The organism is Rhizobium sp. BR 315 (genome assembly GCF_050577975.1).
GTDB classification, from domain to species: domain Bacteria; phylum Pseudomonadota; class Alphaproteobacteria; order Rhizobiales; family Rhizobiaceae; genus Rhizobium; species Rhizobium miluonense.
Map to the genome: position 1 here is coordinate 1 of NZ_JARWKZ010000071.1, position 24,823 is coordinate 24,823.

At 57.6% G+C, this 24,823-nt stretch carries 25 protein-coding genes and 4 pseudogenes; 22 read left to right on the forward strand and 7 right to left on the reverse strand.

The features are described from left to right. Positions 1-248: pseudogene (locus QD409_RS32245) on the forward strand (helix-turn-helix domain-containing protein); the annotation flags it as partial. A 241-nt stretch (positions 249-489) separates the two neighbouring features. Here the strand turns inward: QD409_RS32245 and QD409_RS32250 are convergent. Beyond that, positions 490-1,524: an IS110 family transposase gene (locus tag QD409_RS32250; RefSeq protein ID WP_004118306.1), complete on the reverse strand. Its 1,035-nt coding sequence runs from the start codon at positions 1,522-1,524 to the stop codon at positions 490-492. Positions 1,525-1,638: 114 nt separating this feature from the next. On the opposite strand from QD409_RS32250, the pseudogene QD409_RS32255 reads away from it, so the two are divergent. The 4 genes and pseudogenes from QD409_RS32255 to QD409_RS32270 form a co-directional block, all read left to right on the forward strand. Next, positions 1,639-2,166, forward strand: a pseudogene (locus tag QD409_RS32255) (IS630 family transposase); the annotation flags it as partial. Further along, the gene (locus tag QD409_RS32260; RefSeq protein ID WP_430764699.1) at positions 2,094-3,443 is read left to right on the forward strand and encodes a hypothetical protein; all 1,350 of its coding nucleotides are present in this window, start codon (positions 2,094-2,096) and stop codon (positions 3,441-3,443) included. The pseudogene QD409_RS32255 and the gene QD409_RS32260, both read left to right, overlap by 73 nt. Before the next feature lie 36 nt (positions 3,444-3,479). After that, positions 3,480-3,800: a hypothetical protein gene (locus tag QD409_RS32265; RefSeq protein ID WP_004118303.1), complete on the forward strand. Its 321-nt coding sequence runs from the start codon at positions 3,480-3,482 to the stop codon at positions 3,798-3,800. Between the two features lie 32 nt (positions 3,801-3,832). Next, positions 3,833-4,156, forward strand: a complete 324-nt coding sequence (locus tag QD409_RS32270) for a hypothetical protein (RefSeq protein ID WP_004118301.1) — start codon at positions 3,833-3,835, stop codon at positions 4,154-4,156. Positions 4,157-4,548: 392 nt separating this feature from the next. Here QD409_RS32270 and QD409_RS32275 read toward each other — a convergent pair whose 3' ends face one another. The 3 genes from QD409_RS32275 to QD409_RS32285 all read right to left on the reverse strand — a co-directional run bounded on the left by QD409_RS32275 (position 4,549) and on the right by QD409_RS32285 (position 6,857). After that, on the reverse strand, positions 4,549-5,139 hold the full coding sequence (locus tag QD409_RS32275; protein WP_004118299.1) for a DUF433 domain-containing protein: 591 nt from the start codon (positions 5,137-5,139) through the stop codon (positions 4,549-4,551). Between the two features lie 81 nt (positions 5,140-5,220). Continuing rightward, entirely contained in the window at positions 5,221-6,510 is a 1,290-nt protein-coding gene (locus QD409_RS32280) for a type II toxin-antitoxin system HipA family toxin (RefSeq protein ID WP_004118296.1), read from the reverse strand. Next, positions 6,510-6,857, reverse strand: coding sequence for a helix-turn-helix domain-containing protein (locus tag QD409_RS32285; protein WP_004118293.1), 348 nt, complete (start codon positions 6,855-6,857; stop codon positions 6,510-6,512). The genes QD409_RS32280 and QD409_RS32285 overlap by 1 nt, the downstream gene beginning before the upstream one ends. 272 nt (positions 6,858-7,129) lie before the next feature. Between QD409_RS32285 and QD409_RS32290 the strand changes: the two genes are divergently transcribed. The 14 genes and pseudogenes from QD409_RS32290 (at position 7,130) to QD409_RS32355 (ending at position 21,126) form a co-directional block, all read left to right on the forward strand. After that, complete coding sequence (locus QD409_RS32290) at positions 7,130-7,783, forward strand: DUF433 domain-containing protein (RefSeq protein WP_004118290.1); 654 nt, start codon at positions 7,130-7,132, stop codon at positions 7,781-7,783. Continuing rightward, positions 7,780-8,196, forward strand: coding sequence for a hypothetical protein (locus tag QD409_RS32295; protein WP_004118284.1), 417 nt, complete (start codon positions 7,780-7,782; stop codon positions 8,194-8,196). Before QD409_RS32290 ends, QD409_RS32295 begins: the two co-directional genes overlap by 4 nt. A gap of 195 nt (positions 8,197-8,391) precedes the next feature. Then, positions 8,392-10,035: an MFS transporter gene (locus QD409_RS32300; protein ID WP_004118282.1), complete on the forward strand. Its 1,644-nt coding sequence runs from the start codon at positions 8,392-8,394 to the stop codon at positions 10,033-10,035. Between the two features lie 380 nt (positions 10,036-10,415). Then, positions 10,416-12,053, forward strand: coding sequence for an MFS transporter (locus QD409_RS32305; protein ID WP_004118281.1), 1,638 nt, complete (start codon positions 10,416-10,418; stop codon positions 12,051-12,053). A 125-nt stretch (positions 12,054-12,178) separates the two neighbouring features. Beyond that, a pseudogene (locus QD409_RS32310) lies at positions 12,179-12,418 on the forward strand (helix-turn-helix domain-containing protein); the annotation flags it as partial. Between the two features lie 404 nt (positions 12,419-12,822). Further along, complete coding sequence (locus tag QD409_RS32315) at positions 12,823-13,164, forward strand: hypothetical protein (RefSeq protein WP_210305352.1); 342 nt, start codon at positions 12,823-12,825, stop codon at positions 13,162-13,164. Positions 13,165-13,651: 487 nt separating this feature from the next. Next, on the forward strand, positions 13,652-14,413 hold the full coding sequence (locus QD409_RS32320) for an IS21 family transposase (protein ID WP_004118276.1): 762 nt from the start codon (positions 13,652-13,654) through the stop codon (positions 14,411-14,413). Positions 14,414-14,431: 18 nt separating this feature from the next. Continuing rightward, the gene (locus QD409_RS32325; RefSeq protein WP_004118273.1) at positions 14,432-15,694 is read left to right on the forward strand and encodes a tyrosine-type recombinase/integrase; all 1,263 of its coding nucleotides are present in this window, start codon (positions 14,432-14,434) and stop codon (positions 15,692-15,694) included. Then, complete coding sequence (locus QD409_RS32330; RefSeq protein ID WP_004118271.1) at positions 15,691-16,680, forward strand: tyrosine-type recombinase/integrase; 990 nt, start codon at positions 15,691-15,693, stop codon at positions 16,678-16,680. The genes QD409_RS32325 and QD409_RS32330 overlap by 4 nt, the downstream gene beginning before the upstream one ends. Next, complete coding sequence (locus QD409_RS32335; RefSeq protein ID WP_240535427.1) at positions 16,677-16,928, forward strand: site-specific integrase; 252 nt, start codon at positions 16,677-16,679, stop codon at positions 16,926-16,928. Before QD409_RS32330 ends, QD409_RS32335 begins: the two co-directional genes overlap by 4 nt. Positions 16,929-16,930: 2 nt before the next feature. Beyond that, positions 16,931-17,680: a tyrosine-type recombinase/integrase gene (locus QD409_RS32340; RefSeq protein ID WP_240535426.1), complete on the forward strand. Its 750-nt coding sequence runs from the start codon at positions 16,931-16,933 to the stop codon at positions 17,678-17,680. 85 nt (positions 17,681-17,765) lie between these two features. After that, entirely contained in the window at positions 17,766-18,656 is an 891-nt protein-coding gene (locus QD409_RS32345; RefSeq protein WP_430764700.1) for a Mu transposase domain-containing protein, read from the forward strand. 14 nt (positions 18,657-18,670) lie between these two features. After that, positions 18,671-19,426, forward strand: coding sequence for an IS21-like element helper ATPase IstB (istB, locus tag QD409_RS32350; RefSeq protein ID WP_015342034.1), 756 nt, complete (start codon positions 18,671-18,673; stop codon positions 19,424-19,426). Between the two features lie 1,304 nt (positions 19,427-20,730). After that, positions 20,731-21,126: a DUF6941 family protein gene (locus QD409_RS32355; protein WP_004118260.1), complete on the forward strand. Its 396-nt coding sequence runs from the start codon at positions 20,731-20,733 to the stop codon at positions 21,124-21,126. Positions 21,127-21,274: 148 nt separating this feature from the next. Here the strand turns inward: QD409_RS32355 and QD409_RS32360 are convergent, their stop codons facing one another. Beyond that, positions 21,275-21,649, reverse strand: a complete 375-nt coding sequence (locus QD409_RS32360) for a hypothetical protein (RefSeq protein ID WP_004118259.1) — start codon at positions 21,647-21,649, stop codon at positions 21,275-21,277. A gap of 165 nt (positions 21,650-21,814) precedes the next feature. On the opposite strand from QD409_RS32360, the gene tnpA reads away from it, so the two are divergent. The 3 genes from tnpA to tnpC are packed head-to-tail and all read left to right on the forward strand — an operon-like array spanning position 21,815 to position 24,254. Further along, complete coding sequence (gene tnpA / locus QD409_RS32365) at positions 21,815-22,270, forward strand: IS66-like element accessory protein TnpA (protein ID WP_004121997.1); 456 nt, start codon at positions 21,815-21,817, stop codon at positions 22,268-22,270. Beyond that, complete coding sequence (tnpB, locus tag QD409_RS32370) at positions 22,251-22,604, forward strand: IS66 family insertion sequence element accessory protein TnpB (protein ID WP_430764701.1); 354 nt, start codon at positions 22,251-22,253, stop codon at positions 22,602-22,604. The genes tnpA and tnpB overlap by 20 nt, the downstream gene beginning before the upstream one ends. A 54-nt stretch (positions 22,605-22,658) precedes the next feature. Beyond that, positions 22,659-24,254 (forward strand): IS66 family transposase, encoded by a 1,596-nt coding sequence (gene tnpC, locus QD409_RS32375; protein ID WP_004121999.1) that lies wholly within the window; start codon positions 22,659-22,661, stop codon positions 24,252-24,254. A 79-nt stretch (positions 24,255-24,333) separates the two neighbouring features. Here tnpC and QD409_RS32380 read toward each other — a convergent pair whose 3' ends face one another. Next, positions 24,334-24,585 carry a hypothetical protein gene (locus QD409_RS32380; protein WP_004121984.1) on the reverse strand — a complete coding sequence of 84 codons (252 nt, stop codon included), beginning with the start codon at positions 24,583-24,585 and terminating at the stop codon, positions 24,334-24,336. A 92-nt stretch (positions 24,586-24,677) separates the two neighbouring features. Then, positions 24,678-24,823, reverse strand: a pseudogene (locus QD409_RS32385) (MarR family transcriptional regulator); the annotation flags it as partial.

The window sequence follows — 24,823 nt, forward strand, 5'->3', positions numbered from 1 at the left end:
ACACTCAACGACGATCAGCGCCAGGAGCTTCGTCGTCTTGTGGAGAAGGGGCCGATCCCGGCGATTCACGGCGTTGTGCGCTGGCGGTTGAAGGACCTGGCACGCTTGATATTCGAGGACTATCGGATATCGCTGGACGAAAGCACGTGGGACGTGAGTTGAAGGCCATGGGCTTTGCCAAGCTGTCTGCCCGTCCTCGCCACTATGCCCAGAACGAATTGGCGGTGGAGGATTTTAAAAAACGTATGGCCCGCCCGTCTGCAAGAAGATTTTACGGTGTTCTGATCAGTCTGCGTCAACGTATACGGTCTCATGGGTCGCCCCCATGGCCAAGATGGACATCCGCGCGTCTAGAGCCCCATAAGTTTCTCGGCATCATGTGCCATTTTTTAAACCGGGCTTTCCAAACGCCGATCGACTGTCAGGCCATCTTCACGATCCTTCCTGCAAACCTCATTGGGCTACGTGCGATAGCATGTTCCGACCCAATTATGCCGTCGCTACCAGGTAACCGCGTTCGAAGCGTGTCTCTTTGCGTAAAGCGGCCCAAGCGATACGCGCCAGCTTGTTGGCCAACGCCACCACCACTGCGTTCCGATGCACGCCTCTCTCGATCATTGCTGTCAGCCATCGCCCCAAAGGAGTGTCGCTTTTTGAAAGCGATGGCAATGCCGCACGCGCGCCATGGATGAGCAAAGTGCGCAGATAGGTGTTGCCACGCTTGGATATCCCAAGCAGCCGTGCCTTGCCGCCCGTGCTGTATTGTCTCGGAACCAACCCAAGCCAGGAGCCAAGGTCTCGGGCCTTGGCAAAGCTGCTTGCATTACCCACGGCCGCGACCAAAGCCGTCGCGTTGAGCACCCCAATGCCAGGGATCGAGGTCAACCTGCGTGTGGCGGCATCGTTGCGCGCCAGTTGGACAAACTCATCGTTCAGCGCCCCAATCTTCGCGTCGAGCTCTTTCCATTCGGCACGCAGCCCGTCAATCAGCTGACGCATGCGGGGCGACAAGGTCTCATTGCCCTCGGAACGCATGCGATCCAAATCAAGCTCGAACTTTCGCCTGCCAGCAGGAAAGATCACCCCGCGTTCCAGCAAGATCGCTCGCAATTGGTTGAGAAGGTTCGTTCGTTCGGCTACGAGGCGCGAACGCACCCGATGCAACGTCTGGATATCTAACTGCTCCTGGCTCTTGAGTTCAACGAAACGCATTGTCGGCCGTGAAGCGGCCTCCGCGATCCCCTCCGCATCGCGGTCATCGTTCTTCTGCGCTTTGATATATGGGCGAACGTATTCGGGCGACATCAACCGGATCTGGTGGCCTTGCGCCATAAACAGGCGTCCCAGATGATGCGCGCCGCAACATGCTTCCATTGCGACCACACAGGCCGGAAGCTTCGTCACATAGTCGATCAGCGTCTGCCGGCGCATTGTACGACGAACGACCACGGCACCGGCCGCATCGACGCCAACTATGCTGCAAGAGTTCTTGCCCAGATCAACACCGAGGATAGCAATAGACATTCGCTCGTTCCTTTCTCTTTCCCGATATCAGCATCCTACTCGATGCTGGGTGAAAGGGCGGGCCATTCCATAAGTTTCCCGGAAGAGATCAGCGCGATCAGCAAGACCCTCGCTCCAGGCACAGAAATAGAGCTGTGGTGGCAAGATGAAGCCCGCATCGGGCAAAAGAACAAGATGACGCGGCGATGGGCGCAACGGGGAACGCGTCCATCGGCCCCCCACGATCAGCGAACGCTATGGACCTACATATTCGGGGCGATCTGCCCGAAGAAGGGTAAGGGTGCAGGCATTGTCATGCCCTGGTGCGACACAGAGGCAATGAACGCGCACCTTCAGGAAATCAGCCGCGAGGTCGATAACGGTGCGCACGCGGTTCTGATCCTCGATCAGGCGGGTTGGCATTCATCGGCCAAGCTGATCGTGCCGGAAAACATCACCCTGCTCTTCCTGCCGCCGCGATCCCCAGAACTGAATCCTGTTGAAAATGTCTGGCAATTCCTGCGCGACAACTGGCTGTCGAACCGCGTCTTCACATCCTACGACGACATCGTCAATCATTGCTGCGCCGCTTGGAACAAGCTGGTCGACCAGCCCTGGAAGATCATGTCAATCGGAATGCGCGACTGGGCACATCGGTTCTGACCAATGCCGATTGGTATAATGACTACCTTTTCAACAAAGGTGACTGGTTCGCAACGCAAGAGGCGTGGAGGCAAAAGCTGATTGCTACTGTCGAGGCCAAGAATGGCGACGAGCTTCTCAATACGTCTACCACCGATCTGGCTCGTTACCTTGTGAGCGAATTCGCGTTCGAGGTTCCCACGATTTACCCAGATGATTTGGTGGTCGACCAACGGGAAGCTCAAATCGATATCAGTCAGGATCAAAACAGGTGGATAGATGACCGTTCGCGCCCGCATTACATTACTGGAACGGCAGTTGACGTCGAGCTGCCTTTCACCGGCGATAAAGTCGGATTTGATATCCAGCCCACGACCAGCAATTTCAACAATCCCCGGGCGCATGTGGACGATGGCGTTATCTCGTTTTCCATCGCGGGAACCGATCTTACGGCAGAGCGCGTGAGGCAGCAGATCGATGGAATGGTTGCATCGATCAATCTGCATTTGAGCTGGTTGACAAATGACGCGCAGGCCTACAACGCGAGCCTAGGGGACTTAGCGATGAGAACAATTGACCATCGCAAGGAAAAACTTCTCCGAGGCAAATCGCTTCTTGCTGGGTTGGGTTTTAAAATGAAGGAGCGCCCCGGCGCGAGCCAAACGTTCGCAGTTCCTTCCGTCCGTCGTACCATTCATCCTTCTGTCCCAAGGCCCGTTGCTTCTCGCGATCCGTACAAGCCAGAGCCTATTCTCACCCCAGAAGACTATGAGCATGTTCTATTGGTGATGGAGAATATGGTCGGCGTCATGGAGCAAAGCCCCGGGGCGTTCCGGGAAATCGATGGAGAGAGCTTGCGGACCCATTTTCTAGTCCAGCTCAATGGGCATTTTGCCGGCGATGCGACGGCCGAAACTTTCAACTATGAAGGAAAGTCCGACATTCTGATCAAAGTCGATAGGAAAAATATCTTTATTGGCGAATGCAAATTCTGGACCGGCGAAAAGGGCTATCTGGAAACCCTTGATCAGGTGCTTTCTTATCTTAGCTGGCGAGATACAAAAGCAGCGGTCCTTATCTTTAATCGGAATAAGGATTTCAGCGCCGTCCTTGCGAAGATCGGAGAGGTTACTCCAGCGCACCCCAAATTCAAGAAGCTGGTCCAGAAACGTTCTGAGAGCAGTTGGACCTACTTGTTCGGGCACAAGGATGATGCCAACCGTGAGCTTACGATCACCGTGCAAGGGTATAATGTTCCGGAGCTGATAAAGCCACGCATTTTAATATTACCGGGTTGAAAATGACTGCGTGCCGGGATCAATGGAGGGCCGTCGATGTCTGAGGCGAAGAAAGAGCAACTACGGGCTCAAATCGCGTATTTTAACGGTGTAGCGATCTCGATCTTGGCAGTCGGTGGCTTCTCAACCTTTATTTCTCTGTCGATTGAAAGGGTTCAGCCCAATTGGATTCCCTACGCAATGGCCGTCAGCAGCCTAATAGTTTCCGTTTTAGTGCATAAAGTCGCGGCGCTATCGGCACGGCAGCTTGGCCACTTGATGGACGAAGAGAAGCGGCTTAGTGCTCCTCTTTTTGAAGCCAGCAGCTTGCCCAAAGTTGAGATCAGCGAGACTCGGCCAGTTCACTCTGACCGGTAGCAATCTTCTGGCGCGATCTACACTTAACCAGAATGCTGCCTGGTCGTCAGCGTTTCAATAAGCCTGCAGAAGAACGCAGCGCATCAGCGCGCGATCGCTACAACGCGTGGCTCGACAAAATCGATGGCGAAACATTAACCAAGGCGAAGAAGGAAATTTTGCGCGCTCGCGCCCGAATGACGAGAGCGATGTTCGACATCGAGCTCGCGGAAGCTTTTAGAGCCGAGAGCGGCATCCCAGCACACCATATCGACACCTTGTTGCATGAAGAATGCGGGCTCGACCACAAGCACATTTCGGTCGCTCAACCGGGCACCGTCTCTTTTGCAATAATCATTTTGGCTTTTCCGCACTAAACGAACTAAATGCATTTTCGAACATGATTAATCGGCAGACGAGCCTGGCCAGGCAGGTTTGGCAGTCTTCTTAAACGGGTCCAGGATTGTGACGCCCGCCCTTGAAAATCAGCGGTGTTTCGGGTGACGACGACAAGGTCATTTACCTGCGCCGTCGCGGCCAAACCGATAACGTCGGAATCTTGTCCGATTGTCCCGGCATTTGCCCCCACCGGCGGGCGACAGCCTCGTCGGTGTTCCGCTTTCTCTCGATGCTTTTCGGAACCTCTCGAACCGAGATCACGCTGATCGCGAGATCAGTATCGTCAACCGTATCGAGGCCGCCACATTTTCGTGCGGCTCGGGTCGACCGATTTCCTTTAAGACATTTGTATGGAGCAGATATTTCAAGCTCAGTCATCCAACGCGCTAAGATCGGCTGCGCGCATGGCGGCTTTTGCCGTTTGCTTCGGATACGGCCGCCCCGCCTTCGGATGCGCCTCCGCATAGACTCCCGCGGAAACGACCTGTTGCTCCTTCAAGGAGGGATAGTCGCGAAGGACATCTTTGACAGTCGCGCCGGCGTCGAGGAGAGCGGCAATCCGATGCGCCTCGATTTGCGTTCCCCGGATTAGCGGTTCCTTGCCGGATAGGTCGATTTGAGCAGTGAGCTTGTCGAGTTCCTTCAGCTTACGCTCGACGAAGACCAGGTGCTGACCAATGTCGTAGCGCTGTTTACCGAACACGACCTCTTTCGCGTGACCGCGTTTGAGAGAGCTTCGCAACGCCTCGTAGAATTCGGACTGGCTCTTGGGTGTCAGCGCCTGTTTGAGTTCGTCATAGGCATGGAGAAATACCAGCTCGGCTTGACCGAACTGCCTAATATTCCGACCGCCTCGCTTCACGAGTTGCGGCTTGATCGGCGCGCGCTCGACAACCTTTTTGAAAGTGTCTAGAGGCGCATCAACCACAAAAGCCGCTTGTGCCGTTGTCAGATGTTCCATCCTATTGCCCTTTCTAATCCACCCCCAAACATAGGGGTGAATTAGAGAGAGTGCAAGGCCCGGACCGACGTGAGCCAAAGACTACGATTGACGCCGCACTTCGTCCACCAGGCTCAGCGTGCCAAGGCGATCAAGAAGCTGCTTTGCTTTCTTTTCCCCCAGTAGTTTAGGCGCCGATGTCGGCCAATGCTCCAGCGCACGCCTGACTGTCGCAACGACCTCGCGTGTGATCAGCTTCGCGTCCAGGCGAAGAAAACTTGCGACCCTCTCAAAGCGATGCAGGTTCACGCTTTCGAAGCTGTGGGTTTTGACGAACCTCAGCGCCATAGTGTCGGACGGCATGTAAAGAACGGTCGGGACAATATCGTAGGCCGGCGACAGCCGGATTTCGCCAGGTGCCGGGAAACGGAAAGACCAGTTCTTGAGATGGTTGTCGCCATTGCCTAAAAGCACGTCTGCAACTACCCTGCGGATGGCTTCCAATATGTCATCGCGATGGTCGGTGCTGAAGCGGCGCACCATGTTGATGATGGTCTCGGTCGTCGCCATCGTATATTTTCGATCGCCGATCGCTCCTAGAATTTGGGCTGCGTCTTCGATGTGAATGCGACGATCATCGTCGGCACGGTCGAAGCGATCGACGACGAGAACGCGCTCACCATGAGCCAACAGTTCCGCAGGGATGCCGCTGATCGCGGTGCTGGAGACAAGCCGGCAGTTTGCTGTCCGCACGCCGATCGTCCTTGCCATCTGCATGGCCGCATGTTCAGCTTCCGGCAGCCCTGGGTATCGCTCGCTTGCCACCTTGATGATGCAGCGGCCGGTGTTACCGCGACCGGGAACCGTCAATCTGTCGCCCTCGACGTTGGCCGTGAACTTGAGCTGCACACCGGCGAGCGAGAATTTGACCGTGCCATCGGGCAGCGGGACATCCACACCATCTTTCTTTTCAATGGTGATCGGGCCGGCTGACGCTGGAACCGCTGTTTCGGGGACGACGAGGATTGCGCCGGGGAGATCGCCGCCGAGGCGGGTCAGGACGTCGAACTCATCGTGATCGCCCGGCCCCATCTCGTTCAACACGAGGTCCCTGAGGGCGCCCTCTGGAAGCAATCCTGAAAACCATGGTGGCAATGTGCCGTGAAGCCCAATTTTGTCCCCACGCCGCGCCAGACGATTGCGTGTGCCCTCGTCATCGTCAGGATCGAACCAGCCCAGGCTCAAAATTGGCCGCCTTGGATCCCGCAGGAACGTTTCCGCAACGACAAACGCGACCGCGCCGTCACTATCGCGCGTCAGGGTCCCTACCCTCACCTTCCCGATGTTCTGATCCAGAAGATGGACGCCAAGGATCGCCGAAGATTTCGCCATCACGGTTCCCCATTGTCGTCTTCATCGAGATCGACGAAAAGTTCCTCAAATGCGCTGGCCGCCGTACCTTTATTCTGGTGTTCTCTAGCATCGCCAATCAACTGCCTCACTTCCCCCATCCGGGACTTCGGCAGCAGGACCGGCACAAGGTCGAGGGCATCGCAGATTTCGGCAAACAGCGTCAGTCGATCCCTACCCCGTCGATCGGTTGCAAGGTCCCTTTCGAGTTCCGATATTCGTGCCCGGTCCCGGCCGAGCCTTGTCGCAAGTGCAGGCTGGCTGAGACCGCGTCGTTTGCGGGCGGCCAGCAGTTGCTCGCCAAGAGTATTGAAAATCGTAGTGCTCATGCGGAATATCGCTCGCCTGCTGGCCGGTGTCCGGAATTTCGTATGACTCTAAGATAAAGCAAAATGCGGAATTCCGCTAGAGGACGTCATAAGGAGCGAAATAGCGCACCAATATAACGATTGCCCAGCGGCGATTTCGATCTTGGCTCGTCCTCATCAACCCAATGCCTCAAGTCCAACCGGCGACCGCCGATCCGTCCCAGGCCTTGATATCGCCCCCAACAAGTTATATATTCCGACCCATCGGAAGAATTAATACCGATGGCTCAACCATGCCAGCAGTTGCCGAGATGCTGAAGGCGAGCGAGGCTGCCGTTGTCTCGCGCGTGAGCCTGCGCGACGTCAATCGCGTTATCGACGAGCACATCTTGCCGGAAGCGTTCATATCGCTCGACAACGGTCGTCATGTCCTCGCCGGAGCCTGCTCGCTTATCACGTTTTACTTCGAAAGCGCCCGCCGCCTTACCTCGGAAGAACGCCTGTCTACTATCCGGACGGCGGAGGCCCGGCTTGCGAGAGCCCGCACCCTCCCGTGGTCCGCCCTGTTGCTTGAAGATTGGACCGTGCACCACGAGTTTCTGACGATCGATCTCATGCCCTTTATGAGGGGCGCGAGCGAGCGGCTGGACGACCTTGCCGCAGCACGGGAGGTCGTCACATCGTCGGCCGACATCCTTGGTGGGACGCCTGTCATTCGAGGCACCCGCGTTCCTGTCCATGATGTTGCCGCGTCCGTATCCGCGGGCAATTCCACGGAGCGCATTCTCGAAACCTGGCCTGGCCTGGACAGAGAGAAGATCAGGCTCGCGACAATCTATGCGGAAGCTAATCCCTTGCGCGGGCGGCCCCGCGTGCTGGGCGAGCTTCCCGAAGGTTCGGTCATCCTCACAGATCGTCGCGTCCCCCGTCGCACGAAGGCGGGATGAAGTTTCTGATTGATGAGTGCCTCAGTCCTCAACTGGCTAAGATGGCGCTGGAAAAAGGTTATGGCGAAACGAGCCATGTCGTCTGGATGAAAACTGGGTGGCCTGAAAGACTGGGAGCTCACACCGATCATTCTTTAGGGCGACTGGACGTTCGTCACGAAGAACTCGGTCGACTTCCGCGGGCCGAAAGACAAGCCCGGGACGAAGGGGCAATATGCAGACGTTGCCATCCATGCCGGGCTGTCTACCTAAACCGCCCGCCCGGTATGGACCTCGATATGCAGATCGAGCTGTTCGAACAGGCTATGGCCGAACTCGACGACGATGACGATCTCGCCAATCGTGTGTTGGAAATTTCCCTCGGCGATGAGGACGAATTGCGCGTGCTCCGGTACGCACTTCCGAAGGGATAATCGTTCAGGAAGGAAAAACGGCATACAAGCTCAATAATAAGCCAGCAACGTGCTAGAACTGGTCGGACTGCCTGATACACTCCCGCTCAACGCAGGGTTCCTGCGCCAAGAACTCCAATAACGCCGAAATTCGTATCCGAGTTGCGGATAATCTGTGGCGTCACGGTGTCAATGCGAAGCTCAGAGCCATCAAGAATGCAGATCGAAGACGTCACCGCGCGCGGGCCAACCACCCTTGATCCGCTACGCAGTATAGCATTCCGTTCGATCTGGAGTTCCACGCAAGTCGCCAACCTGGGATGGCTGGTGCAAACCGTCACGATCAGTTGGCTCATGGCGACGATCTCCGCTTCGGATCTGATGGTCGCGCTTGTGCAGGCTTCAACGACGCTTCCGGCATTCATACTCTCCATTCCCGCCGGAGCAATCGCCGACACCTATAGCCGTCGATCGGTCATGATCACCGGGCTCTCATTGATTGCGCTCGCTTCCATCGTACTGGCGATTGCTGCCGCCTTCGGCTTCGTTAGTCCCTGGCTGATTCTAGGTCTGGGATTTGTCGCAGGCTGCGGCTTTGCGCTGAATGACCCCGCTTGGCATGCCTCGGTGGGCGATATCCTCGACAAGCGAGATATTCCGGCTGCGGTGACGCTTATGTCGGTCGGATACAACATGACGCGCAGCGTTGGACCGGCTTTGGGCGGAGCCATTCTCGCGTTCCTCGGTCCGTTGGCGGCCTTTCTCTTTGCCGCCTGCAGCAACTTAGCGCCTCTCGGCGCGGTGTTGCGCAACAAGTGGCACGTCCGCAAGTCTCCGCTGCCTGCAGAGCGAATTTCAACAGCAATCCATGACGGAATGCGGTTCACGGCGCTTTCTTCCGACATCCGGGCGGCGATCATACGTGCCACCCTTTTCGGCCTTGCCGCCATTGCCATACTTGCTCTTCTGCCGCTTGTCGCCCTCGATCGTTTGGCCGGCGGACCAATCATCTACGGCATACTGTTTGCCGGTTTCGGAACAGGCGCTTGCATCGCCGGACTGAACAACCGGCTCTTAAGGAGATTGATTCCTCAGGAATGGCTGATGGCGATCGCTTCCATCGCTTGCGCGTTTTGTTGCATCTCACTTGCCCTCACCTCCTCAGTACCTTTGGCGACACTTGCGCTTGTCATCGGAGGCGCCGGCTGGGTCATCACCTGGACCGGGTTCGACGTCTGGGTGCAATTGGCAAGTCCGCGCTGGGTCGTCGGCCGTACGCTCTCCATCTATTACGCATTCCTCTCCGGCGGCATGGCAGCCGGCAGTTGGATCTGGGGCACCGTCGCCCAGACCTATTCGCTTGCATCTTCTCTCGAACTTGCCGCAGCGGCCCTGTTACTCGTCGCCGCATCAGGGTTCGTCCTGCCGGTGCATCTGGCGGCCGAGGCAGACCAGCAGGGCTCGGTTTATCCGGCGCCAACGGTGGCGCTTGATCTGAAGCCCCGAAGCGGCCCGATTGCAGCGAGGACGGAATATGCCATAGACGACAGCGACCTGGACATCTTCCTCGATCACATGCGCACTCGAAGATACGCCCTGGCCCGGGCAGGCGCACGTGACTGGACGCTCCAGCGAAATCTTCGAAAGCCTTCCCGTTGGACAGAAACATTCCGCACGCCGACCTGGATGGATTTCCTGCGTTTGCATCATCGTCTCTCCCCGTGGGATCAGGAAGTCGTACAGCTTCTCGCCGCTTTGCATATGAGTGACAAGCCTCCGGAAACTGATCTTGTGATTGAGCGCACAACAGACACGCGACGGACCCGGAGCCAACCGGTCGCGCGCGTTTCGCGTCCATGAGGTGATCTTGCGATGAGGCCATTTATCGAGCAGCGGCAACGGTCCCATAATGGCGTCGGCCAGAAACAAAACCTCACGGTTCAGACTGTGGAGACTAGCCGCAAGCCGAACACAGCTCCTGGCCTGGGAGTGGCATCAACCCCTGCCATCCTGGTTCGCTCGGCTGTCGTCGATCCCTGCTCGACGACAGCCGCTTTTCCCTCGGTTTTCGATTCCGGCCTTGCCGCCACGCGCCGATGCCTGGCCCGCGAACTCTTGGACAAAGCGTCGACTGGGCAAGCGACAAATGATGGCAGACCGAAGTACGACTCCTTTCCCTCATCGCCGAATACGCCCGTCAAGCACGGCCGAAGTGACCCGCCCGAAAGAGACTGAATGACATGCCTTCAAAAGAAGAGACAGCATCCATAGGGCTATTGGCGCCACTGAAGAATTCGACGTTCCGTTCGATTTTCTTCGCGTCGCAGCTTTCCAGCCTGGGCTGGCTGATGCAGACGGTAGCGCTCAGCTGGCTCATGGCCACGGTTTCGACGTCCGATGTCATGGTTGCCCTCGTTCAGGCCTCATCCACGCTGCCAGCCTTTTTTCTTGCGATCTTCGTTGGCGCGATTGCCGACAACTACAGTCGGCGCATGGTCATGATCGTCGGTCGAAGCCTGATGATGGCGGCCTCGGCGATGCTGACGATCCTCATGGCCTTCGGCATCACCGATCCATGGATGATCCTGGCGTTCAGTTTCCTTGACGGCTGCGGTATCGCATTGAGCGATCCTGCTTGGCGCGCTTCGCTTGGCGATATGCTGGAGCGCCGCCATCTGCCGTCGGCCGTGACACTTCTTAATGTCGGCTTCAACACGGTCCGTAGCGTCGGTCCCGCCCTCGGCGGCATCATCGTTGCTGTATTCGGGCCGCTCGTCACATTCGCGCTCACCACCTTCGGCTTCGTCGCGCCCCTCACCGCCCTGTGGCGAAACAAGTGGACCGTGAAAGCGTCGCCCCTCCCCCGGGAAGCGCTCATGACGGCCATCTATGATGGCCTGCGCTTCACCGCGATATCCTCCGAAATCAAGGCGACCATTGTCCGCGGGACGCTCTTTGGGCTGACCGGAACCTCAATGCTGGCGCTCCTGCCGCTCGTCGCGAGAGACCTTTTGAAGGGCGGCCCGATCGACTACGGTATTCTCATGGGGGGCTTTGGCGCCGGCGCGCTGGTCGCGGGGCTCGTGAACCCGCCACTCAGGCGCGCGGTCACGCAGGAGCTGCTGATCGTTCTGGCATGCGTCGCGTGTGCGGCATGTGCCATCTCACTTGCTCTGACGTCCTCCCTTATCATCGCAACAGTCTGCCTTGCCTTCGGGGGCGCAGGCTGGGTGACGGGATGGTCGGGGTTCGGCGTCAATGTGCAGTTGGCAAGCCCACGTTGGGTCGTGGGTCGCACGATTTCCATCTACAGCGCCTTCACCTATGGGGGGATTGCCGGGGGCAGTTGGCTCTGGGGAATTATCGCGGAAAATCATTCCCTCTCCCTGTCCCTGGCATGTTCTGCTGCGTCCTCCTTGGTTGTTGCGGCACTTGGGGTCAAGCTCCCGATCAGCAACCGCCTAGAGTCGGAGCTCGAAGCCTCCGGCGCTTTCGATGCGCCTGTGCCGGCACTTGATCTGAAGCCGCGAAGTGGCCCGATCCTGGTCACGACAGAATACGCTGTGGCGGACGAGAATGCTGACCTTTTTCTTGAAATCATGCGCAGGCGTCGGCTGGTTCAAAGCCGCGTCGGTGCACGCCAGTGGACACTCACGCGCGACGTTCAGCAGCCTTCGCGATGGCTCGAGACCTTCCGGACGCCGACCTGGACGGATTACCATCGCCTTCATCACCGCCTCAACGAAGCGGACAAGCGCCTGGACGACGAGCTCAAGGCGTTGAGCGTGGCGTACGACCTCCCGCGAACAACCATTCTGGTGGAGCGCCCGACGGCTGCGCGCAAGTCCGCGCCCGTGCCATACGTTTCGCAGAAGTAGGGATGTCAGCAGACATCTTCCCAACGGGGTCTATATTGGTGGCTATTTTTCTTTGGAAAGCTTCGAGCGTCACCGGAAAACCGCTCTCCAGTTTCATATTCCTGATTACGCCACAGCTTGTCGTTATGCACTATTCGCAATTGACCCTCGCCGATCGGCGGCGCCTGCATCATTTAGTCGAGCGCAAGGTGCCGATCAACGAGATAGCACGTAAGCTCGGCCGTCACCGATCGACCATCAATCGTGAGATCAGGCGCAATACGCTCCATGACCGCAAACTTCCCGAATATAGTGGCTACGTCTCGACGGTTGCCGACGATATCGCCAAGAAACGCCGGCGACGCTTGAGAAAGCTGCGACGTCATCGGCGACCACAGGTCGGGTCGCTCTCATCTTTTCCCTCCCATGAGAACACCGCCCCCACCGCTGCAGTAGTCAGCTCGCAAAATCTGATTTGAGGAGCGATATGATGTCGACTTCGATTTTGACTGCTTTGACAGTGTGCGCGGGCCTAAGCACGTTGGTGCTGATGGTGGCGCAGCTTCTTCATTGACGCACGAAGCTTTCAGCGTCCGCTTGGTGACCAACCATTAGTCTGAACTTTACGGCGAGGCGGAATTCTGGCAAACTTCTGCCATCGTGGTCAGGACATGACGTCCTTTAGACCAAAGTTATCGGAGCTCCTTTCCATCCGATATCTCTCACTTCTCTGGCCCTGCGGATTCCCCCTCAGGGCTTTCCTTTGTGCTGAGCCGTGCCGGGTGCCGAAATGATGGACGAAACCAGAGAATACCTGATGGATCAGCGCAGCACGCTACTGTTCCAGATCGAGCGGGCGAAGCATCATCTTGCCGGCCTTGAGGCTGATGCGATCAAGATCATCAACAGCAAGGCCTCCCTGCCTGCTGCCGATATCGCCATCATTACCGAGGACTTGGCGGAGCACCTGAGAAGCGAGATCGAGGCGCTGTGCTGGGCGATCGACCATATTGACCACGAGCTGGAATATCTCGACGGCGATGATGAGTTTGAGCCGTTCACCGGGCGTGAAGCTCGTTCGCGCGGTACAATCGACAGACCTGGTAATGCGTTGTTTCTTCGGACTTCATGACAACGGTGTTTCGCACAGCAACGCCCAAGCGGGCACCCAAAAGCAAAAAGCCCCTATCCGATTAGGGATAGGGGCACAGTTTCCATGAAGTGCTCTGTTTCAATCGTCGGAGGCACACTTCCGACCGCTGAATTAGAACGTGATAATGGCGTGGATCATATACGCCCTTCGGCCTGCGGGCGCGGCCTGTTCGGGAATCAGCATTTTATGAGCGGCGTTGCTACTTGCAGCGCCGTTATTGTTTTGAAAGATGGTGGGACGGGTGCCGAGGCGGGCGCCCGGGCAAAACCTTTGAGTGTAGATTCCGATGATTTACCGGACGGCGTTCCGATCAAAAACCGGACACGATTCCGAGAATTAACCGGACGCGATTCCGATTTGATACCGGACGTTTTTCAACGTAAGCAGTGCCCCTGGGTCAGCAACCTTGGCATGCATTTCCTTTTGAACTTGAGGAGATGGCATGTCGAAGAGACGAAGGCTGACCATGAGACAACTACGACATTTACTTCGACTGCGATCAGATGGCGTGAGCGTTCGCGATATTGCCGATCTGCTCGGGATTGCCCGCAGCACGGTGCAGGACGGGATCGGGCGAGCTGCGACGGCAGGGCTATCCTGGCCTTTGCCTGCCGATCTGACGGACGACGTCCTGGAATGTAAACTTTTCGCCCGGCAAGGCACCAAACAAGGGGTACGGCGACTACCAGAGCCGGATTGGAGTGTCATTGCGGTCGAGCTGAAGAAGCCCGGCGTGACCCTGACGATCCTGTGGGAGGAATATCGAGCCGTCTATCCTGATGGCTACGGCTTCAGTCGGTTCTGCGACCTGTTCCGCGGCTTTGAGCGGCGTCTGACGCCAACGATGCGGCAGGTCCACATTGCTGGCGACAAGGTGTTCGTCGATTATTCCGGCAAGAAGCTGCCGATCGTCGATCGCAAGACCGGCGAGATCCGCGAGGCGGAGATCTTTGTCGGCGTGCTCGGTGCATCGAGTTATGCCTTTGCAGAAGCCACCTGGACTCAGACCCTGCCGGACTGGATCGGCTCGCACGTGCGCATGTTCGCCTATTTCGGCGGCGTGCCGCGCCTTATCGTCTACGATTACGTGCCCGGGCACGTAATCGGGGTTTTGTGTCCCGAACGGTTATGCGCCCCGGCGGGCGTAAGTTTCTGTGATCAAACGACCAGATTGTCTGTGGCGGCACATCTCTGGCGAACAACGAGCGCACCCTCCTATTCCCCTTAATTCAGAATGGAGGTTGTCATGTTGGAACACTTTTTCGTCAAACCACAAACTATCGATCGGATTATGGATTGCTGGCTAGGGCCGCAGATCGAGCAGTATGTGAAGGCTTTGTGCGAACGTGCCTATACGCCTCGAAGCATCTATCGCCGCGTTCCCGTGCTGGTGAAGTTTGCGGCATTCACTGCCGGCCAGAATGTCGAACGTATAGAACAAGCGGAAGGGCTCTTCGAGCCGTTCATCGCTGATTGGTTGTCAAATCGTCATTCCGGTCGATCGGCTGATGCACGTCGACGCGACCGCAACTTTGTCACTGGCATCATGCGGCATTTCTTCAGCCTGGTCGTATGGAAGGCAGGCGATGACCGCACCAGACCTTCGCTGCCCGATCCATTTGCAATCCAGATTCCAGGGTTCTTCGATTATCTCCGAGATGAGCGAGGGTTGCGGCAAAGCTCCATCGCGCATTACCGGCATTACCTTCGCGTCTTCGAGCGACATCTCGGCGATATAGGATGCGATCCGAAGTCGCTTACATTACCGGTGGTGACGACCTTCATCACGACACAGGCCTCGCATTTCGGCCGCACCGTGATGATCAGTCTTGCCAGCATCCTGCGGGTCTTCCTGCGATACCTGCATCGGGAACACGTCCTTCAGCGCGACATCAGCAAGCTGGTCGAGATACCTCAACGTTATCGGCTGGCCGATATCCCTCGATCGATTAGTTGGAGTTCGGTCCAGGATATGCTCGATCAGGTGGACCGGCGCACCGTGGTTGGCCGGCGCGACTACGCCATGCTGCTGCTGATGGCCGTTTATGGGCTGCGCTCCCGTGAAGTAGCGCTGCTGACGCTCGACGATGTCGACTGGAAGCGCGATCGGCTGCATGTGCACGGGCGCAAGGCCGAGCACAGCACCACCTATCCGCTGGCCCCCGTCGTTGGTGAGGCGATCGTGGATTACCTCAGGAACGGGCGGCCTGACGTTCAAAGCCGATTGCTTTTCTGGCGGCATTTGGCCCCACAATCGCCACTTACACACTCTGCGGTGTCGGCCACTGCCAGCAAGTATCTTCATCGCGCGGGGATTCCGGTTAGCCGTCCAGGATCACACACTCTCCGTCATGCCTGCGTCCAGCGCCTGGTAGACACGGGGTTTTCGCTCAAGACCATCGGCGATTATGTCGGGCATCGCGCTGCCTCCTCGACCATGATTTACGCGAAGGTCCAGGTCGATGGCTTGCGGGAAGTAGCTCTGGGTGATGGGGAGGATCTGCAATGAGCCCGCGTCTTCCCGAGCCTTCAAGCCCGATCGCACCCTACATCGTCGCTTTCCTTCGCCACAAGCGCGCGCTCAACCGGCGCTATGACGTCGAAGACAAGGTGCTGCGGATGTTCGACGGCTACCTCAACGCTCAAGCGGTGACGAACCTGACCGAGATCACCCCGGCGCTCCTCGATGCATTCTTCCTGAGCCGTCCGCGCTCGCGGCCTCGAAGCTTCAACCATCTGATCGGCGTCGTCGGCCGGCTGTTCGAGTGGATGGTCGAGCATGACTTTATTGATCGTTCTCCTGTCACGATGAAGCCGCGCCGCCGAGGTAATCCGAGACCGCCCTGCATCCTGGATCTGCGGACCGCTCAACAGCTCATCGATCGCGCCGCCGAGCTCCCGGATCAGAACAACGCCCCGCTTCGCGGGCCTGCCTATGCCATCATCTTCAGCCTGTTGTTCGGGCTTGGTCTGCGCGTCGGCGAGGTTGCGCGCCTGCGCTGGCGGGATGTCGATCGGGATCGTGACGTGCTCACCATTCGCGAGACGAAGTTTTCCAAGTCAAGGCTCATTCCCATGGGGCCGCAGCTGGCACAGCGCCTTTATGCGTTCATGACGCTGCGATCACAGCACGTAGTTTCGGTTACCCCCGACACGCCGCTGTTTTCTTTCCTGCGGGGTCGAGCGGTGAACCCCGGCACGATCAGTATCATTTTCCGTTCGCTGGCCGATCAATTGGACATACCAATCCCAGCGGGAGGAACGCCGGCTCACGTGCATGATCTGCGACACAGCTTTGCGGTCGGGCGACTTCTGCGGTGGTATCGCGACGGACATAATCCCACCGACAAGCTCGTTAAGCTGTCGACCTTCATGGGCCACGTGGACCCCGCTTCCACCGCCGTCTATCTCACCGTTACAGCCGATCTCCTTGAAGCCGCCGGCCAGCGCTTCGAACGCTTTGCAGCACCGCTTTCGTATGGAGGACGGCCATGAGAACCGTCGGCAGCCTCGTCTATCAGTTCTTCGAACACCATCTCAAAGCCGAGAAGGGTCTGGCGTCCACCTCGATCCGGAGCTACCGCGACGGGATCCGGTTGTTTCTCCTATTCTTGGCCCGGGAGAACCGAACCCCGATCAGCAAGCTCAGGCTGAGAACCTCAGCGCCGACAATGTGCGGGCATTTCTCGCCCATCTTGAATCCGAGCGCGGCAACGGCATCCGAGCACGGAACCACCGGCTAGCAATGCTGCACACCTTCTTCGCCAATGCCGGGGGCCAGGAACCTATAGTGCTGCCGGAGGCCGAACGCGTCGCCGCCATCCCAAGGAAGCGTGCGCAGCCAGCAGCCACCTATTATCTCGAGCGCGACGAGGTCGAACGGCTCTTCGACAAACTGCCGCGCAGCGGAAAGCTGGCCATCCGCGACAAGGCGCTGCTCATGTTCCTGTACAATACGGGCGCCCGCGCAACGGAAGTCACCGGACTGATCGTCGATCAGTTGGTTTTGACCTCCTCACCGCGGGTGAACCTGCACGGCAAGGGCGACAAGTGGCGGACCTGTCCACTATGGCCCGAGACTGCCCGCCTGCTTGGCGAGATGCTGCGTAACCGACGCCACCCAGCCGCTACAGAAAGTCCGGTATTCCTCAGCAACGTCGGGAAGCCGCTGACGCGGTTCGGCCTATATAAGCTTGTCCGGCGTCATGGTTCGAATATTCGCATTGGCAATGGACAGAGGTCCATATCTCCACATGTTTGGAGACACACGACGGCCGTTCATCTCCTCGAGTCCGGCGTCGACGTGAACGTCATAAGAGGCTGGCTTGGCCACGTCAGCCTCGATACAACCAACCGATATGCCGAGATTAGCATCAGGATGAAGCAGGAGGCGCTTGAGGCTTGCCAGGGACTTGCTAGTTCTTCGGTGGGACCTCCCCGAAAGCCAGTCTGGCAGAGCGAGCCAAAGCTTCTCGAATGGCTCGCCGACCTCTGATCGTTATGTGCCCCGTGTCGGCGAGAGCGCTTGGATCACCAGGCTGCGGGGCACATAACCGTTCGGGACACAAAATCCGGATAATTTGAAGTCCGGCGTCAACAAGGCGAGCTTCTACGATCCGGAGATCAACCACAGCTTCGGCAGGATGGCTGCCCATTACGGCGTCGGCGTGCTTCCGGCGCGACCGAAGCGGCCGAAAGACAAGCCAAAAGTCGAGGCCGGCGTACGTTTCGCCCAGAGCTGCATCCTCGGCCGGCTACGCAATCAGACCTTCTTTTCACTGGAGGAAGCTAACGCCGCCATCCGGGATGCCGTCGAGCGGATCAACACGCACGTCATGAAGCGGTTGGGCCAAACCCGCCAGGAGATGTTCAAGACCATGGAACGCCCGGCACTCGCGGCTCTTCCGGCAGAGGACTACGAATACGCCGAGTGGAAGCTGGCGCGGGTCTCGACCGACTACCATGTCGAGTTCGAGCACTATTTCTACTCCGTGCCCCATACCCTGATCCGACAGCAGGTGGATATCAGGGCCACGGGCCGCACGATCGAGGTCTTCTTCAAGGGCAAGAGGATCGCAGTCCACCAGCGTCGTTACGGCGGATCACGCTACGGAACCGATCCTGACCATATGCCCAGCTCGCACCGGCGCTATGCCGAATGGTCGCCTGCAAGGTTCCAGCGCTGGGGCGCTTCCATTGGGCCTCAGACCSAGGGGCTGATCATCGCTATCCTGGCCAGCCGTCCTCATCCGGAACAAGGCTTTCGAACCTGCCTCGGCGTGCTGAAGCTCTATCGGGCAATTCCTACGATGCAGGCCGAGGCGGTGTCCGCCCGTGCCGTCGAGATCGGCGGACTGACCTGCAAAAGCATCACCGCGCTCATCAGCACCTACAAGGCACCACGACATTCCGCCGAACCTGCCGCCGTCGGCGAGCATGCCAATCTTCGCGGCAAAGCCTACTTTCATTAACGAGACAATCAAGAATGCTGACCAATCCCACTGTAGATACGCTGCGCCAACTCGGCCTTTCCGGCATGGCTTCCGCCTTCCAGGAACTGGAAATGCAACCGGAAGCGAGAAGCCTCCAGCACGGCGAATGGCTCGCGATCCTGCTCGAACGGGAACAGACCTCGCGTCGCCAGAAGCGCTTCGAAGCCAGAGCCCGTGCCGCCAGGCTGCGCCATGACGCCCAAATCGAGAATACCGATTTCCGAGCAGCGCGTGGTCTCGATCGCAACCTCTTCCTCAAGCTTTCCACCTGCGACTGGATCAGACAGCGGCACTCCCTGCTATTGATCGGTCCTGCCGGCGTCGGCAAAAGTTGGCTGGCCTGCGCTCTCGGTCAAAAGGCGTGCCGGGAGGATCTTGCCGTCGCCTATCACCGCGTGCCACGGCTCTTTGCCGCGCTCGCCCTGGCACGAGGCGACGGTCGCTACGCAAAGATGCTCAAGAGCCTGGGCAAAGCCGATCTCCTCATCCTGGACGATTGGGGGCCGGAGAAGCTCACCGACGAGCAACGACGCGATCTCCTGGAGATTGTCGAGGATCGATACGAGAAGCGCTCGACCATTGTTACCAGCCAAATCCCCGTGGACCACTGGTACGATATGATTGGAAATCCCACGATCGCCGACGCCGTGCTGGATCGCCTTGTCCACAACGCCTACCGCATCGAACTTTCCGGTGAGAGCCTGCGCAAACATCGAAACCTGTCAGCCGAGAATGCAACTCAGGCTTGACCTGCCCGATATTCGCCGACAATGATCAACTCAGACCCAGAGACGCTGTACATCGTCCGGCTTCGCCTCGGAATCGCGTCCGGTAAAACGCTGGAATAAGCGTCCGGTTAAAGATCGGAATTCCTGTCCGGTTTCATTGGAATACACACCTTTGAGCGAATTGTCGGCATCGACATTCGCCTTTTTTTGATATCGTTGACAGCAACGGGTGGGATATCTATGGCCTTGATCAGCCACCTAAGGGCCAAATTCCAAATAACCGACGCTTAACATGAAGAAATTTACGAATCGGCTCTCTTGCTGTTGGAACAAGGCCGGGGTGGCAATGAAGAACCGCCAATTACCAAAAATTCATTCAATAGCCGATTGCTGATAGAGGTTTGTTGACTTATATGTCAATATTGGAGGAATTGCAAAACCACGTTTCAACAGGCCGACTGTCGTTCGTAAGACCGATGCTTCCTGGGCGTGGAGTGGAAAGAAACATTTTTGTATCAACGGAAGTCGGTGAGTTTCTAAATGGTGGAGCGTCTGTTCATGCTCGATTTGATAGAGTTGCGGGTGAAGCGAGAGCTCAAATAGATGCTTTCACCACCGGAAGGGCAATTCGATTTGCCATGGACCCGATGCGAAAAGACCCCGCAACTCTTGTGGCGAGAAATGCTCCTACAAGTAAGGGAATCGTGGATATGCGAATACGACAACCGCGCCCGCAAATCCGTATCTTCGGCGCATTCGCCCAAGTCGATAGTCTCATCCTGCTTACATGGGAAGCTAGGGACAATCTTCGTTTTGGCGCAGCAGTAAAACGATGCCGAGCCCAATGGGATCTCCTGTTTCCTCAAAATTCGCCTTTGATTGGGGCCACACATGCTGAATACATCTCACGAAACATCATTATTGGCTGAGCCATCTAGCGACGATCGTATCAGCGATCGCACACTTGGTTATGTCACTCAAACCGCGCGAGACGATGTTTTTGACATGGTTGCGAACGCTTGTGTCGAAGCCGGTATAACACGCGCAAACATTGCCCGCCGGCTCGGTAAAGATCCTGCTCAAGTATCTCGTCTTCTGAATACGCCCGGGAACTGGACGATAGACACGATAGCAGAACTACTTTTTGCTATCGATGGTAGCTTCCTGCGAGCTGAACGGCACTGGCCCCAGAGAGAAGCACTATCCAATCGGAGGCATTCCACATGCGTCACGGAAAGCTCCGGTTCATTTGGCAAAGCAGAATGGAATTCTAGGGCCCCAACCCAAAATGTCGCCAAGACGGCCGCTGGTCTAGGGGGCGTACATTGGCAGAAATAAGGGCTCGCGTCGTATTTTGCGACGACATACGTCAAGAGTTCAACGGCAAACTCATCCTGATTGGGGTCTATTCTGGCGAAATCAGGCTTCAAGCCCCTTTCATTCAACCCATGGCCACATGGATTCAAATTTTCGGTCTGCCTGCTGGCGATCATAAAACAAGCGTAACAGTCACCTATGAAGACGGCAAAAACTCTGTCATTTTGGGAAAGATAGATGTGCAGTTTCAGATTTCTGACGCAGCACTACCAGCCCACGCGTTTCCAACTGGTCTGCTGGTTAATTTTGATCGGCCAGGTGACATCGTTGTCAACATCTCTATCGACGATCAACCAACATTCATCGCCGATCGCTTAAGAGTATCGATTTCAGAGAATTCATGACTCCTCCCATATTTCCTACAACTCCCTTCGCGGAAGCGACCTCGACAATCCGAAGGCATCCAGAGACCCGCTCGGCGGATTTTTTTGCCTCCTCAGCGCTGATTGCCGCTCTGCCGATCCTGCCGCTGCAGAATCTCGCGAACGACCTTCACATCCCATTCAGCTCATTGACGGATGACGTCAGATCCTTGATCGAGGCGAGTACGGACCCGACCGATTGTTCGCTTGCTGACATCCGAAAGCCGAGCGTCTTGATATCGCCTTCGGCGGTCGACTGTCGCGTTTCGATCGCCTGCAGGCGCTGATCGACGCGGGCTGAATTCGCTTCGGTCTGAACGATAAAGTCCTTCCGCCAACCCTGCAGGTCCTCGATATCGCGGCTTTTGTTCGCCGTGACCCAGACACCCATGCCGACCGAAGAGGCGATCGAGAGAATTCCAACGAGGGTATTGATATTCGCCCCCATCCTCTTCGCGCGTTCCGGCATCTGCATCTCTTCATCTCCGGTTTCGTCAGCCACCATCTTTCACGTCTTTCAATGCGGTATGGAGAGGAGGCCGGCACCGATGGCGATTGCAAGGGTGCCGGCCGTGATGAAGAATAGCGGTAAGCGCTCATTTCGTTGCGCCTTTTCGCGTTGAATTCTCTGCCGCATGAAGTGTCCACTTAAAATAGGTGGACACCAAATATGAGTGACGAAGAGCAGAAACTGCGAGTGCGGTTGGTGGGACGTGATGGGCGACGCCGCTATGATCCGGGATCAAAGGAGCGGCTTGTTGCGGCCTGCCTTGAGCCTGGTGTGTCGATATCCGGCCTTGCGCTTACGCATGGGATCAATGCCAACCTACTGCGCAAATGGGTCAAGGATGCCAGGGAGGCTCGCTTCTCGGCGGGATCTGCAAGCTCGCGGTTTATCCCGGTCGTCGCGGCAGACTGCAGCCTGCCTGTCGGGACCTCCTCGTTGGAGATGCCGGTCGCGTTTAGGGAAGACCAACCGGCGTCACTGGGGAAGGCCAATCTGTCAGGTTCTTCCAAAATAAGCGCGTTGCTACCAAACGGCGTGAAGCTGACGCTGGAATCCGGTGATGCTGATGCTTTGAGGACAATCATCGGAGCTTTGGGTCATGTTCAGACTGGGCGCTGATCTCAAGGTCTACCTGCAYCGCGAACCGATCGACTTCCGCGCCGGCATCAACAGCCTTGCGGTCCTRGTGCAGGAGACKATGGMGCTSGACCCGTTTGCGCCTGCGGTCTTTGCCTTTTGCAATCGCCGCCGTGACCGGMTGAAGCTCCTGTTCTTCGATCGGTCCGGTTTTGTGATGGTSCTGAAGCGATTGTCGGAAGACCGGTTCCGGTGGCCACGTCGGGAGATGATGGTGGTAACGCTGACGACCGAGCAATTACACTGGATTCTCGACGGCATTGATATCGACGCGATGGTCCGCCATCCGGTTCGGCAATACCAGATCGCCGGCTGACAGTTCGCAACGTCTGCGGTTGACGGGGCGAAACGGTTCAGATTCAAGAATCTGATGATCCGACCCGGCGAACCCACTGTTGAGGAGTTGATGGCGCGCATTGCGGCGCTGCAGGCGGAAAACCGTCAGCTCACGGAACGCGTGGTCAAGCTCGAGGAAGAGTTGGTGCTGGCGCGGCTGCATCGTTTTGCGCCGAAGAGCGAAAAGCACGTGGACCGCCTCTTCGATGAAGCCGAGCAGGTTGCCGATGACGACGCCAGCGGAGAAGATGGCGAGGTCGTCCACCTGCCGGACACCGGCTTGCCATCGACCGAAAGGCCGGAGGGCAAGAAGCGTGGCCGCAAGCCCCTGCCGGAACACCTGCCGCGCGAGCGCGTCGAATATGACATTGCCCACGATCAGAAGGCCTGCCCTTGCTGCCGTCACCAGATGCATCGCATGGGTGAGGCGGTCACCGAGCAGCTCCATATCGAGGTGAAGGCCAAGGTCCTGCAGAATGTGCGGTTCAAGTATGCCTGCCGCCATTGCGACCGCACCGGCATCAACACGCCTGTCATTCTCGCGCCAATGCCCGCGCAGGCCTTGCCGGGCAGCATCGCCACGGCCTCGACACTGGCCTTCGCGCTCGTCCATAAATATGTCGATGGCACGCCGCTCTACCGCCTGGCCCAGGCCTTCGAGCGTGCCGGTGTTCCCGTCAGCCGCGGCGCTCTCGGGCATTGGGTGATCGGATCGAGCGAGAGGCATCTCTCCCGAATCTATGACGCCCTGAAATTGCGGCTCAGGGCGCAGCCGCTCATCCATGGTGACGAGACCACGGTCCAGGTCTTGAAGGAAAAGGACAAGGAAGCCACCAGCACATCCTTCATGTGGGCATACAGGAGCGGGGAAGACAGCGGCGAGCCAATCGTGCTGCTCGATTATCAACCCGGCCGCGGCCAGATTTATCCGCAGGCCTTCCTCGGCGACTACCGCGGCATCTTGATGAGCGATGGCTACACCGCCTGGCGCACATTGAACGGCGCGACCCATGTTGGGTGTATGGCCCATTCCAGGCGTCGCTTCGTCGACGCGCTCAAGGCAAGGAAGAAAGGCGGCGGTCCGCCGGAGCAGGCGCTCAAGTTCTTCGCGCAGCTCTACCGGATTGAAAGCCAGGCGCGCAATGAGAAGCCGGATAAGGACGAAACGCGAGATCACTGCATCCACCGCTTCCGCCAGCAACACAGCGTCCCCATCCTGAACGCTCTCAAGGCATGGCTCGACGACATCGCGCCGAAGGTCTTGCCCGATACCAAGCTTGGCGATGCCGTGTCCTACACCCTGAACCAATGGGAGTACCTGACGCGCTATACAGAAGACGGCAGGATGCCGATCGACAACAACTTGCTTGAGCGCGACATCAGGATTTTTGCCACGGGAAGAAAGAGTTGGCTGTTCAGCGACACCGTGGACGGAGCCAAGGCCAGTGCCGTCATCTACAGCCTCATGCTGACATGCCGCGCCTGCGGCATCGAACCCTTGGCTTATCTGCGTCACGTCCTTACCGAATTACCGCAGCGTGTCATCGAAGCCGACATCACCGACCTGCTGCCCTTCAACTTCGCTGAAACGCTGAAACCGCCGCTGCATGATCCAATGGCAGCCGTCTGACGGCGACCCCGGTCAAACGGGCCGCGTCAACGCGCATGGAAATGAGCGCTTACGAATAGCGTCAGCAGAACGGCGCTGTTCATTTCTCGACCGGTGGCTGGGGTTTGATGAGACCGCCAAACCCATCCCGAACGACGTTGATCAGGGTCTTGGACGCCCCAAGGACAGCGACGATAGCGGCGGTATAGGTCGGGCTGATCCACGACTGAGAGCATTCGAGAAGCCCCGTTGTCAACTGAGTGCAGCCGGTGGCGATCAGGAATGCCGTGACGGCCGCGAGAACGGCGATCAGGATATTCGGAAGATTGTGAATTGCGTTCGTATTGAACATGATGGCTTTCCTTTGCTGAGCGGCCTTGGCCTGCTGGAGAGCGCTGGAGACGACCGCCTAGTACCGTTCCGCAGAGATTCTGACGGGTTGAGCTATCGCAAGATTGGCAGCGCTTCGGGTTGTACGAGCAATTGAATGCTTCGCGCTTCTCCAGGCTGGCGTTGAATGAGACCGGCCTTTTCCAGGGTTATCACCATCTGGTGTACAGACGGTGCGGTCACCTCAAAGTGGCGACGCA